Consider the following 11,447-nt stretch of genomic DNA (forward strand, 5'->3'; position numbering starts at 1 on the left):
CGTGCCAGTAGCAAGGACTCGCGCTCTGCGCTAAAATACCTCACCTGACGGCAGCGCAGAGGCCGCTCGGCCCTCTTCCTCTTCAGCATGGCACCGCCCGGGAACGGCGCCCAAGACCAAGAAAGGGAGCTCGGCATGACAAAGGACCTGATGATCGCGCGTCATCGCGAGGACGCCTTGTATGAGGTGGCCGAGACGCTGGACGGGCTGACGATGTATCTGAGGGCGATCGACAACAAGGCCACCTCGGAACCTGCGCTGGGAAAGCTTGCGCTGCGGATCGAAGGACTCGCCGAGTCGGTCCGCGGTGAGATCGGCCGCCGACGTGCCGCGCAGGTGCGAACGTATCGGCATCTGCATTGAGGCCGTGCCGCGCCCCGCAGCTGTCCGAGGCAACGGGCAATTTTCACGGCCGGGCGGACCCCGGGCGCTGTCGGCAGCCCCAAGACGGCCAGACGGTCCACAGGAGGGGTTTGACCGGATCTTGTGTCTTCGGTCGTTCCCGCGGTGGTTCCGCACGGGGTCCGATCCGGCGGCCTGCCCTGTTATGACTTGACGTATTGACGAAACCTTCGGTGCCGGGCAGCGTTCATGACCAACGTCTGGGCCCTGTTCGATTGAAACGGTATGGATACATTTCGTAACCCCTCGTTGCCCGGGGTCTGCACGACCAAGCGACACCTCGAGGCCTTCGGGCGCAGCGATCTCGCGGCGGCGGTCCTGATGGAGCGGATCGTCCGCGACGCCTACGATTCGAAGAGTTCCAGCGCGATCCAGCCGCTGCAATGGTCGATCCTGCGCTATATCGAGCGATCGCCCGAAGACCGCTGCACCCTGACGCTCATCACCAGCTATCTGGGCCTGACCCATGCCCCGGTCAGCCGCGCGGTCCGGACCATGCGCGACCGCGGGCTTGTCGGGCAGCGCAGCCATCCGCGCGACGCCCGCAGCGCGATCATCTCGCTGACCGAGGCCGGACGGGCCGCGCTGGAGCTTGACCCGATCCGGAAGATCGCCTTACTTGTGGGCACCCTGCCGGACAGCGAGCGGGCCGCGATCAAGCGGGCGCTCCGGTCCATCGCGATTTCGCTCTCGTCCTGAGTGAGGAGGCCTCGATGCCGAAGGTCGTGGTGATCGACGATGACGTCGAGATTCTGAAGATCTTCCCGCGTCTCCTGGCCGGAAGCGAGTTCGAACCCTGCTGCACTTCGGATGTCGAGGCCTTTCTTGAGCGCGTCCGCAGCGACCGGCCGGTGGCCGCCATCGTCGATTTCTGGCTGCTCGACAATAGCGCCCTGCCGCTGCTGGACCGGCTCCGGGCCGAAGGGCAGGACCTGCCGGTGGTGCTGATGTCGGGCGGCGGCGGCGGCCATTCGGCGCTGATGGCCGAAACCCTCGGCGAGGTCTGCGGGATCGTGTCGTTCCTGCACAAGCCGTTCCGGCGGGCGGAAGTGATCGAGGCTCTGCGCGGCGCGACGGTCGCGCTGAACTGACCGCAACGGCGGGCCGGGGCATGGGTCAGGCCGCCAGCGGCAGGTAAAGCGACACCCGCGTCCCCGCCCGCGAGCTGGCGATGTCGAGGCCGCCCTGCGCGCTCCGGGTGAACCCCTGCACCATCGCAAGGCCCAGCCCCGTTCCCTCGCCCGCCGGTTTGGTGGTGAAGAACGGCTCGGTCACCCGGCTCAGGATCTCGTCGGGGATGCCGCTGCCGGTATCGGTGATCGAGATTTCCGCATAGGCGCCACGCGGCAGCTGCGAGCCGTCCAGCATCGGGCGCGGCGCGGTCAGGCGCACCGGGCGGGTTTCCAGTGCCAGCCCGCCGCCCAGCCGCAGCGCATCGCGCGCGTTCAGCAGCAGATTGATCAGCGCGGCCACCAGCTGGTCCTGCGCGACCTCGACCAGCACCGGCGCCTCGGGCGGTGCGATCCGCATCCGGATGGTGGGCGGGATCAGCGGCCGCACCAGCGACCGGACCTCTTCCAGCGCCAGGGACATATCGACCCGGTCGCGGCCAGCCGGTTCCGCGCGCTGCGCAAAGGCCAGAAGACGGCGGGCCAGCGCCGCGGCCCGGTCGGCCGCCGCCGCGGCCTCGGCGATGCAGCGGTCGCGGTCGGTCGGGTCGGAACTGTCGCGGTAGAAATCCAGATTGGCCTGCAGCGCCATCAGCATATTGTTGAAATCATGCGCGATGCCACCGGCCAGTTCGCCCATCGCCTGCATCTTCTGAGCCTGCAGCGACCCGTGGGCGGCGGCCTCGGCCGCCAGTCTCAGGCGGCGTCCGGCCCAGATCGCATGGGCGAAATAGCCCAGCATCGCCAGCCCCGAGCCGGTGGCCGCCCCACGCACCGCCATCGAGTCGATCCGCGGCAGCGCCATCGCGACCAGCACCATCAGCGCCAGCCCGATGACCGCCGTCTCGGCCAGGACCAGCCAGCGCTGGCTGTCGCCGCGCCGGATCAGGAATACCATGGCGCAACCCAGCATCGAGAGCGCGGTGATCCGGATCGCCGCCTCGTCCTGGGCCCCCAGCGTGGTCGGAAGCCACAGGAAGGACACCAGCACTGCCAGGAACAGCCCGCCCGCAATCCGCGTGTCGCGTGCCCTGCAGATCCGGCCCCGGCTCCGCAGGAAGGCAAGATAGGCCAGATTGGCCAGGCCATAGCCCACCGTCCAGATCAGCACCGCGGTCCAGCCTTCGGTCTCCTGAAAAACGGCCCCGCCCACCGCCACGCCCAGCCACCGCAGCACAAATTCATGGGGTCGTCCGAATTCAAGCGCATAGAGCCGGTCGATTTCCCTGCGGTGATCCATTCTGTCCTCGGGGCAAGACGCATCGCGGCGCGGATCTTGCCAGCGCAACCCGCGCTTGTCACCTGCGCCCTGCGTGTGGGTCTGCCCGAAGACCTGCCCTAAGGTTCGGTTAACCTCGCTCGCCCTAGACTTCGGCCCGACACTGACGCAGGCTTGGGCCGATGCCATCCATCCTTTTCGTGCATGAGAACTTTCCGGCCCAGTTCGGCGGCATCGCCGGATATCTGGTCGCGCGCGGCTGGGACGTGGTCTTCGCCACCGCCGCCGAGGGGTTCCCACGGGACCGCGTGACCCGGATCGCCGCAAGCGGGTTGCGGGTGCTGGGCTATGGCCGCCACCGCGACGTGGACAAGGCCACCCACCGCTATCTGCGCGGCACCGAACGGGCGGTGCTGAACGGACAGGGTCTGGCCCGGGCCGCGATCACGCTGCGCCAGCAGGGATTTTCGCCTGATCTTGTGGTGGCCCATTCCGGCTGGGGTTCGGGCAGCTTCGCGCGGGTGGTCTGGCCCAAGGCGCGGTTCGTGCCCTATCTCGAATGGTGGTACAATTACCCGCCCGTCGACATGGAGTCGGAAAGCACCGACTCGGTCGAGGACCGTCACGCCGCCACGCTCTGCCGCAACCTGCCCTTCCTGCTGGACCTGCAGGCCGCCGACGCGATCCTGGTGCCGACCGCCTTTCAGCGCGACCAGTTGCCGGACTGGCTGCGGGAACGGGCAACCGTGATCCATGACGGCGTCGATATCGACGCGCTCGTCCGCCCGCCGCCGGGCGAGCCGCCCTTCACGCTGGAGGGTCTGCCCGACGCCGCGCCGCTGGTCACCTATGCCACGCGGGGCATGGAGCCGATGCGCGGCTTTCCCGAATTCATGGCCGATCTGGCGCGGCTGCAGGCCGAGGACGGCACCCTGCATGCGGTCGTCGCGGGCGAGGATTCGGTGCATTACGGCGGCCGCCTGCCCGAGGGCGACAGCTGGAAGGCGCGCGCCCTGGCCGCGCACGGCTTCGACATGACGCGGCTTCATTTCACCGGGCGGCTGCCCGCAGGCCGCTATCGGGCGCTGCTGCGCCGGTCCGACGCGCATGTCTACCTGACCCGGCCCTTCGTCCTGTCCTGGTCGCTGCTCGACGCGATGGCGGCGGCCTGCCCGATGGTCGTCTCGGACACGCCCCCGGTGCGCGAGGTGGTGCCGCCCGATGCCGCCCGCTTCGTCGAGTTCCAGACCCCCGGCGAGATCGCCGCAGGCATCGTGGCCCTTCTGGCCGACCGCGCAGCTGCCCGCACCATGGGCGAACGTGCCCGCGCCCATGCCGTCGCGCATTACGCCCAGAGCGATCTTTACCCGAAACGCGAGGCCTTCTTCCGCAGGGTGATCGCCGGTCCGGCGGGCCGCGCTCAGTAGCTCTGGGCGCGGCGGATGCGGTGCATCTCGTTGGCCCGCGCCATCGCCTCGCCCAGCGTGCGGATCCCCGTGGCCTGCAACTCGTCCAGCATGTGGCGGAAGACCTCGGCGGTGGCCAGCGCATCGCCCAGCGCCGTGTGCCGGTGCTCGGGGTCCAGCCGCACCCCGAAGCGGCAGGCCAGCGCATCCAACGTGTGATCCTCGGCATGGGGATAAAGGGCGGCCGACAGCAGCACGGTGCACAGCACCGGATGGTCGAAGCAAAGCCCCAGCCGGTCTTCCTTCATCTTCAGGAAGGCCATGTCGAAGGCCGCGTTATGGGCGACCAGCACCGCCCCCTCACAGAAGGCGTGAAACCGCCGCCCGACCGACACCACATCCGGCACGCCGCGCACCATCGCGTCGTCGATGCCATGGACCGCGGTCGATGAGGCCGGGATATGCCGCCCCGGATTGACCAGCGTGTTGAACACCTCGCCGCGCAGGATGCGCCCGTTCACGATGCGCAGCCCGGCGATCTGCACGATCTCGTCACCCTGTCGCGGCGCAAGCCCGGTCGTCTCGGTGTCGAAAACCACATAGCTGAGCCCGGACAGCGGGCGGTCGGCCAGCGTCCCGGCGGCCGCGCGCGGCAGCGAGAAATCGTAGAATTCCGGCCGCGGATCGGCGGGCGTCAGCACCGGCGCCGCCGCGGCCACCAGCGGCAGGACAAGCCGGTGCCCGGTCTCGGTCGGCTCGGCCCAAAGTTCGGTGCCATGGCCTTCCAGCGCGTCGCGGCCAAGATATTCGCCATAGCCCGCCGAAAGCGGCGCCGCGAGCCAGCGGTCGATCTGCCCGTCGCTGACCGGCGCGCCCGTCCAGTGCAGTTCCAGACAGACCTCGCGGCCCTCGGGCACCGCACGCAGCACGAAACCGCCGCGCTGGCCGTCCGCCCGCAGCCCCTCGATCACCCGGCCCAGAAGCTCGGAAATGGCGAACCCGTCGCAGCGGATGAACTGGCGCCCGCCCTCGAAGCGCAGATCCTCGGGCAGGCGCGCGGTCAGCGCATCGAAGATGTCGTCCGAGGCGACTGCGGGCATCGGCCATCGCCGGGTGGTGGCGACGCCATAGCGGTCGGCCACCTGGTTCATCCGGTCGACCAGCGTCGCCTGTTCGCTGCGCAGCTGGGAAAAGAAGGCCGACCGCACCTCGCCCGCCATGTCGGGATCGGATTCGATGGCGTCGAACAGTGCGCCGATGGCCGCTGTCGGTCGCCGCACCGCCTCGAGCATGGTGTTGAACAGGTGGTCGAGCTCGGCATGCGCCTCGAGATCCTCGGTCGCGTCGTGGAAGATCAGCACATAGCCCACGCGCTGCCCCTCGACCGCGACCGGGCTGACCCGGGCCATCAGGAACCGCTCGCCGCTGTCGGTGGCGGCCAGAAAGCGTTCGGCCTCGGCCTCGCCGCGCGCCGCCCGCGCGCCCATCCGGTCAAGCGCATGGGTCAGCGGTTCGGGCCTGAGAAAAGCGGTCAGCGGCCGGTCGAGCCCCAGATCGCCCAGAAGCCCAAGCGCCGCACGATTATACAGCATGATCCGGTGATCGGGCGTGGCCACCACCACCCCCTCGGCCAGATCGCGCAACAGCGCCTCGAACATCGCCTTTTCGCGGTTCAGCGCGGCGGTGCGTTCGGCCACCGCCCGGTCCTGCGCCTCGCGGGTCGCGGCCAGCGCATCGTGGATCGCATTGGCGGCTGGGGCCAGCGCCCCCAGATAGCGCGCGGGCGCCTCGTCGATATCGGCGGCGATGTCGACCCTGGCCCGGGTCTGCAGATCGGATGCCAGCGCCTGGATCGGGCGGGCCACATTCGAATCGAACAAGAGCCCCACCCAGGTCGCCAGCCCCAGCAGACCGCAGCCCGCCAGAACCCCCGCAATCACGTAGCCGTCGGCCGGTCCGCCCGCCCGGGCATGGCCGAACCACAGCGCGCCCCCCAGCAGCACCGTGCCGCCCAGCGCCAGCGCCCCGAAGAACAGTGCGAATCGAACTCTCAGCCCTAGCCGCTCATGCATCCATGTCTCCCCCCAGGAGCGCACGGATCTGGGCCGTTAGATCCGCAGTCGCAAAGGGTTTTGTCAGGAACGCATCCGCGCCCAGTGCCAGACCCTTGCGCCGCTCGACCTCTCCACCGCGCGCTGTCATCATGAGGACCTTAACATCCCTGAGGTCCTCGTCCTGCCGCATGATCTGGCAGATCTCGTAGCCCGAGCGTTCGGGCAACATCACGTCAAGCACCACCAGATCGGGCCGGTTTTCCTCCATGGCCCGAAGAGCGGCATTGCCGTCGCTGACCCGCCTTGTGTCGTAGCCCTGGCGCGAGATCAGGAATTCCAGCGCCAGCGCGATGCCGTCCTCGTCCTCGACCAGCAGAACCGACTTCTCGCCCATGCCCGCCGCTCCTCAGTCCTGCGGCACGCAGATCGCCCGGACCAGCGGATCGCCCGGCGCCAGCGGCTGCCAGTCGGCCACGGCCGGGTCGGTCAGGGTGGCGTCGGTGGCCTCGGCCCGGGCGGGCGCGGCGCAATCGATCAGCACCGTGACCGTGCGTGCCGCGTGCCAGCGCGCCAGCAGGTAAAGCTCGACCAGCCGGACCTCGGGCGCGTCGGGGCGGGACTGGGCGCCGATCAGATTGGCCGCCATCAGCCGCGTGGTGACGGGAGCGACCAGGGTCCAGGGCTTCCAGGCGATGGTCTCGTCGACATGGGTGACCTCGACCACGCCCTCGGGCAGGCTGGCCACGGTGCGCGCGCCCCACGTGTGTTCCGACCAGAGCGCATAGGCCAGCATCGCGACGGCCGCCGCCAGCGGCACCGCAAAGCGCGGCAGGCGGCGGCCGGTCAGCCGGTTCACCACCAGCACCAGCCCGCCCGTGCCGATCCCGGCAACGATGATCGCGATCAGTTCGATATACATGGCCTACCCCATCACGCCCCGGCCCTGCCCGGCCGAGGACTGCATTGTCTTGATCACCATGAACGCATCGCGCAGGTGGTTGCGTTCCAGCTCGGACAGTTGCGCTGGCGGCATGAAATTGTCGGGCCGCGCGCCCGCCCGGATCTGCGCCGCCTGATGCCTCAGCCGGGTCTCGGCGATGAAGTCATAGGCGTCGATCAGATCATGCGCGCCCGCCTTCGAGATCACGCCGGCCTCGCGCGCCGCCTCCAGCCGCTCGCGGGTGTTGACCGCCTGCAATTCGCCCCGGAGCGCATAGACCCGGCCCAGATCGACCACCGGCACGACGCCCGAATGCTTCAGATCGACCGTGTCCTTGTGCTCGCCCGACCGGATCAGGGCAAACCCGCGCAGAAGCCCCAAAGGCGGCGTATGCTTCAGCGAGTTCGACACCATATGCGCGACGAAGATCGAGTTCTTGCGGGCCATGGCCAGGGTTTCGGCCTGCAAATCGCGAAACAGCGCGGTCTCGCCATGGATCGGCCTCAGGTCGAACATCACCGAGGCCAGCATCTGCGCCTGATTGTCGGGCTGAGCGATCCAGCCCGCGAAATAGTCCCGCCAGACCCGGCGCGGCTGACGCCAGCGCGGATTGGTCGCCATCATGTCGCCCGGGCAATAGACGAAGCCGCAGGCATCGAGCCCGTCCGAGACGAATTTCGCCAGCGCGAGGAAATAGGCGTCCTGCCCGGGCTCGACGGCGTCGTCGAGGATCAGGCAATTGTCCTGATCGCTTTGCCCGGTCTGCTCGCGCCGGCCCTGGCTGCCGCAGGCCAGCCACAGATAGGGCACCGGCGGCGGGCCCAGTTCGGCCTCGGCCAGCACCAGAAGGCGCCTTGTGATGGCATCGGTGATGTCGGTGATCCGCCGGGTGATGGCGCTGGCCCCGGCGCCGGCGCTTACCAGCTGCGCCAGAAGGCTTGGCACCTGCGCCACGACGCGGGCCATCTCGGCGGCGCTGTCCGCATCGACGATCTCGGCGATCATGTGGCTGGCGGTCGCCGCCTGCTGGCGGAACAGATCGGTGCGCCCGATCAGCCCGACGATGCGCCCGCCCTCGGCCACCGGCAGATGGCTGATATTGTGATCGGCCAACCGCATCAGCGCGTCGAGCCCCAGCGCGTCGGGCGCGATGGTGATCAGATCCGAGGTCATCACCCGGGCGACCGGCGTGGTGCCGTCCAGCCCCTCGGCCAGCACCTTGTTGGCCAGATCGCGCACCGTGACGATGCCCGCGGGCGTCTCGCCCTCCATCAGGATCACCGAAGAGATCCCCTTGTCGCGCATCAGCCGCGCCACGTCGCGCACCGCAACCCCGACCGGGCAGGTCACAGGAGTCCGGGTCATCAGGTCCGACACTTTCAGCGCGGTCAGCCCGGCCGCGTCGGCGCCGCTGTCGGCAGGCCGCGCCGGGGCCGCGCGCTGGAACCAGGCGGCAAAGGCCGGAACCTCGTCGATGAGATCGTAGAACTGCTCTTTCGGCAGGCGGATCAGCACCGCGTCCTCGGACACCCGCGCGGTCAGCGTCGCCCGGCCCAGCCGCAGGAGCCCGCGTTCGCCGATCACGTCGCCAGGGCCGCGCAGCGCGACCGGGCCAGATCCGTCGGTCTCGATCTCGACGGTGCCGCTTTCGATCACCAGAAGCGCCTCGAGCCGCTCGCCCTCGTAGGACAGCGTCTGACCGGCTTCGGCCGCGATACGGGTCAGGCTGGGGCCAAGGGTCTCAAGCGCCGCTGCGGGCACCATGTCGAAGGGCGCATAGCGGGTCAGGCTGGCCAGGATATCGGCCTCGGACTCGGACATGGCTCTGGTCCTGTGCGGGCAGCGGGATCGTTCAAAAAACCTAAAAGGAAAACCCTGCCGTGACTACACAGGCCGGCGGGGCGGGAAAAAGGGGGCGGAAGCCCGCCCCCTTTGCGTATCGTCAGTGACCGGTCGCAGCACCGGCCCCGCGCGGCACGCGGATGCTTTCGACCAGCTCGACCACCTCGCGCGGCGGCGTCCGGGTCACGGCCGAGATGCCGAAGGCGACCGCGAAGTTCAGGACAGCGCCGACCGTGCCGATCGACAGCGGCGAGATGCCGAACAGGTAGTTCGCCGGAACGTCCTCGAAGGTGGCGGTGCCGGGGATGAAGAACCAGCCCTTGTAGAGGAAGATGTAGACGGCGGTGAAGATCAGGCCGACCAGCATCCCCGCGATGGCGCCTTCCTTGTTCACGCGCTTGGAGAAGATCCCCATCATCAGCGCCGGGAAGATCGTCGCCGCGGCCAGACCGAAGGCCAGAGCCACCACCTGCGCGGCAAAGCCGGGCGGGTTGAGGCCAAGCCAGGTCGCGATCAGGATCGCCCCGGTCATCGAGATCCGCGCGGCCAGAAGCTCGCCCTTTTCCGAGATGTTCGGGTTGATCGAGCCCTTGATCAGGTCATGCGAGATCGCCGACGAGATCGCCAGCAGCAGACCCGCCGCCGTCGACAGCGCCGCCGCCAGCGCCCCCGCCGCCACCAGCGCGATCACCCAGGAGGGCAGCGCCGCGATCTCGGGGTTGGCAAGCACCATGATGTCGTTGTCGATCTTGGTGACCTCGTTGCCCTGCCAGCCGCGTTCGGCCGCCAGCGCCTGCATCTCGGGGTTCTTGTCGTTGTAGTACTGGATCAGGCCGTCGCCGTTCAGGTCTTCCATCACCAGAAGCCCGGTCTGTTCCCAGGTCTTCACCCAGTTCAGCTTGGGATCAGTCTGGATCGCCTCGAGGCTGATCGCGTCGCCGTCAAGCGCATTGCCCGCGACCGCATTGGGCCACATGGTAGTGGTCAGGTTCAGCCGCGCCATGGACCCGACGGCCGGGGCCACGGTGTAAAGCAGCGCGATGAAGACCAGCGCCCAGCCCGCCGAGGTGCGCGCGTCGGCCACTTTCGGCACGGTGAAGAAGCGGATGATGACATGCGGCAGACCCGCGGTGCCGATCATCAGCGACATGGTGAAGAGGAACATGTTCAGCATGTTGGGCGTGTCGGCGGTGTACGCGGTAAAGCCCAGTTCCGTGACCACTTGGTCGAGTTTCGCAAGGAAGGTCTGGTCGCCACCGCCCGGCGCATAGTCCCCGATCAGCCCGAGCTGGGGCAGGAAGGACCCGGTCAGCGCCAGCGAGATGAAGATCGCCGGAATGGTATAGGCGATGATCAGCACGACATATTGCGCCACCTGCGTGTAGGTGATGCCCTTCATGCCGCCGAACACGGCATAGGCGAAGACGATGGCCGCGCCGATGTAAAGCCCGGTATCGGTCGAGACCTCGAGGAAGCGCCCGAAGGTCACGCCGACGCCGCGCATCTGCCCGATCACATAGGTGATCGAGATCACGATCAGGCAGATCACCGCCAGAAGCCGCGCGCCGCCCGAATAGAACCGGTCGCCGATGAATTCCGGCACGGTGAACTTGCCGAACTTGCGCAGATAGGGCGCCAGCAGCAGCGCCAGCAGCACATAGCCGCCGGTCCAGCCCATCAGGAAGGCCGACTGGGTATAGCCGCCAGCGGGCGCCAGCGCGATGATCCCGGCCATCGAGATGAACGAGGCCGCCGACATCCAGTCGGCGCCGGTCGCCATCCCGTTCAGGACCGGGTGCACGCCCCGGCCCGCGGCATAGAATTCCGCGGTCGAGCCCGCCCGGGCCCAGATCGCGATCCCGACATAGATGGCGAAGGTGATGCCGACGAAAACGAGGTTGAGGGTAAACTGATCCATCTGGTCCGGGCTCCCTTACTCGTCCACGCCGTGCTTGCGATCCAGCCCGTTCATCAGCCAGGCATAGACGAAGATCAGCACGAGAAAGACGTAGATCGAGCCCTGCTGGGCGAACCAGAAGCCCAGATCGGCGCCGCCGATCATGATGCCTTCCAGCATCGGCCGAAGCACGATGCCCAGACCGAAGGATGCGACCGCCCAGATCGCAAGGCAGATGAGGATGATGCGCACATTCGCGCGCCAGTAATCGGAGTCCTGTCCGGACATTGGGTTCCTCCCGTATGTCGGTTAGAGGGAACCGGCCGCCCACCTCCCGTTGCGGGCGGCCGGAGAGGATCGGGAAATGTCGCGCGGTGGGGTGCGGGGCGCCCCTAGCCGCGGTTCATCCTGTTATTGATCAGTTCGTCGACGACCGAAGGGTCGGCGAGGGTCGAGATGTCTCCGAGGGAGCCGAAATCGTTCTCGGCGATCTTGCGCAGGATCCGGCGCATGATCTT

11 protein-coding genes are annotated in these 11,447 nt (G+C 68.2%); 4 read left to right on the top strand and 7 right to left on the bottom strand.

Features of this window, described 5'->3' with window-relative positions:
- Positions 1–135 precede the first annotated feature (135 nt).
- From C8N38_RS04685 to C8N38_RS04695, 3 genes are all read left to right on the top strand, one after another.
- Positions 136–363: a hypothetical protein gene (locus C8N38_RS04685; RefSeq protein ID WP_108024405.1), complete on the top strand. Its 228-nt coding sequence runs from the start codon at positions 136–138 to the stop codon at positions 361–363.
- A 264-nt stretch (positions 364–627) separates the two neighbouring features.
- Positions 628–1,101: a MarR family winged helix-turn-helix transcriptional regulator gene (locus C8N38_RS04690; RefSeq protein ID WP_108024407.1), complete on the top strand. Its 474-nt coding sequence runs from the start codon at positions 628–630 to the stop codon at positions 1,099–1,101.
- A 14-nt stretch (positions 1,102–1,115) separates the two neighbouring features.
- Positions 1,116–1,493: a response regulator gene (locus C8N38_RS04695; protein WP_108024409.1), complete on the top strand. Its 378-nt coding sequence runs from the start codon at positions 1,116–1,118 to the stop codon at positions 1,491–1,493.
- Between the two features lie 25 nt (positions 1,494–1,518).
- On the opposite strand, the gene C8N38_RS04700 is transcribed toward C8N38_RS04695, so the two are convergent.
- The gene (locus tag C8N38_RS04700; protein ID WP_158272301.1) at positions 1,519–2,811 is read right to left on the bottom strand and encodes a sensor histidine kinase; all 1,293 of its coding nucleotides are present in this window, start codon (positions 2,809–2,811) and stop codon (positions 1,519–1,521) included.
- Positions 2,812–2,972: 161 nt separating this feature from the next.
- Between C8N38_RS04700 and C8N38_RS21075 the strand changes: the two genes are divergently transcribed.
- Positions 2,973–4,217: a glycosyltransferase gene (locus C8N38_RS21075; RefSeq protein ID WP_146176224.1), complete on the top strand. Its 1,245-nt coding sequence runs from the start codon at positions 2,973–2,975 to the stop codon at positions 4,215–4,217.
- On the opposite strand, the gene C8N38_RS04715 is transcribed toward C8N38_RS21075, so the two are convergent.
- The 6 genes from C8N38_RS04715 to C8N38_RS04740 all read right to left on the bottom strand — a co-directional run bounded on the left by C8N38_RS04715 (position 4,211) and on the right by C8N38_RS04740 (position 11,217).
- The gene (locus C8N38_RS04715) at positions 4,211–6,268 is read right to left on the bottom strand and encodes a 3'-5' exonuclease (protein WP_108024413.1); all 2,058 of its coding nucleotides are present in this window, start codon (positions 6,266–6,268) and stop codon (positions 4,211–4,213) included. The two genes, C8N38_RS21075 and C8N38_RS04715, sit on opposite strands and share 7 nt — an antisense overlap.
- Positions 6,261–6,644, bottom strand: coding sequence for a response regulator transcription factor (locus tag C8N38_RS04720; protein ID WP_108024415.1), 384 nt, complete (start codon positions 6,642–6,644; stop codon positions 6,261–6,263). Before C8N38_RS04720 ends, C8N38_RS04715 begins: the two co-directional genes overlap by 8 nt.
- Before the next feature lie 12 nt (positions 6,645–6,656).
- Positions 6,657–7,169, bottom strand: coding sequence for a hypothetical protein (locus C8N38_RS04725; RefSeq protein ID WP_108024417.1), 513 nt, complete (start codon positions 7,167–7,169; stop codon positions 6,657–6,659).
- 3 nt (positions 7,170–7,172) lie between these two features.
- A complete protein-coding gene (locus C8N38_RS04730) occupies positions 7,173–9,011 on the bottom strand; it encodes a DUF294 nucleotidyltransferase-like domain-containing protein (RefSeq protein WP_108024419.1) in 1,839 nt (612 codons plus the stop codon).
- Between the two features lie 121 nt (positions 9,012–9,132).
- Positions 9,133–10,950, bottom strand: coding sequence for a sodium:solute symporter family protein (locus C8N38_RS04735; RefSeq protein ID WP_108024421.1), 1,818 nt, complete (start codon positions 10,948–10,950; stop codon positions 9,133–9,135).
- Between the two features lie 15 nt (positions 10,951–10,965).
- On the bottom strand, positions 10,966–11,217 hold the full coding sequence (locus C8N38_RS04740; RefSeq protein WP_108024423.1) for a DUF4212 domain-containing protein: 252 nt from the start codon (positions 11,215–11,217) through the stop codon (positions 10,966–10,968).
- Positions 11,218–11,447 lie beyond the last annotated feature (230 nt).

This window comes from Rhodovulum kholense (assembly GCF_003053725.1).
Taxonomy (GTDB): Bacteria; Pseudomonadota; Alphaproteobacteria; order Rhodobacterales; family Rhodobacteraceae; genus Rhodovulum; species Rhodovulum kholense.

Excerpts from the sequence above, each read along its gene's own strand:
- C8N38_RS04685 (WP_108024405.1), top strand. The coding sequence starts at position 136 with ATGACAAAGGACCTGATGATCGCGCGTCATCGCGAGGACGCCTTGTAT.
- C8N38_RS04690 (WP_108024407.1), top strand. The coding sequence starts at position 628 with ATGGATACATTTCGTAACCCCTCGTTGCCCGGGGTCTGCACGACCAAG.
- C8N38_RS04695 (WP_108024409.1), top strand. The coding sequence starts at position 1,116 with ATGCCGAAGGTCGTGGTGATCGACGATGACGTCGAGATTCTGAAGATC.
- C8N38_RS04700 (WP_158272301.1), bottom strand. The coding sequence starts at position 2,811 with ATGGATCACCGCAGGGAAATCGACCGGCTCTATGCGCTTGAATTCGGA.
- C8N38_RS21075 (WP_146176224.1), top strand. The coding sequence starts at position 2,973 with ATGCCATCCATCCTTTTCGTGCATGAGAACTTTCCGGCCCAGTTCGGC.
- C8N38_RS04715 (WP_108024413.1), bottom strand. The coding sequence starts at position 6,268 with ATGCATGAGCGGCTAGGGCTGAGAGTTCGATTCGCACTGTTCTTCGGG.
- C8N38_RS04720 (WP_108024415.1), bottom strand. The coding sequence starts at position 6,644 with ATGGGCGAGAAGTCGGTTCTGCTGGTCGAGGACGAGGACGGCATCGCG.
- C8N38_RS04725 (WP_108024417.1), bottom strand. The coding sequence starts at position 7,169 with ATGTATATCGAACTGATCGCGATCATCGTTGCCGGGATCGGCACGGGC.
- C8N38_RS04730 (WP_108024419.1), bottom strand. The coding sequence starts at position 9,011 with ATGTCCGAGTCCGAGGCCGATATCCTGGCCAGCCTGACCCGCTATGCG.
- C8N38_RS04735 (WP_108024421.1), bottom strand. The coding sequence starts at position 10,950 with ATGGATCAGTTTACCCTCAACCTCGTTTTCGTCGGCATCACCTTCGCC.
- C8N38_RS04740 (WP_108024423.1), bottom strand. The coding sequence starts at position 11,217 with ATGTCCGGACAGGACTCCGATTACTGGCGCGCGAATGTGCGCATCATC.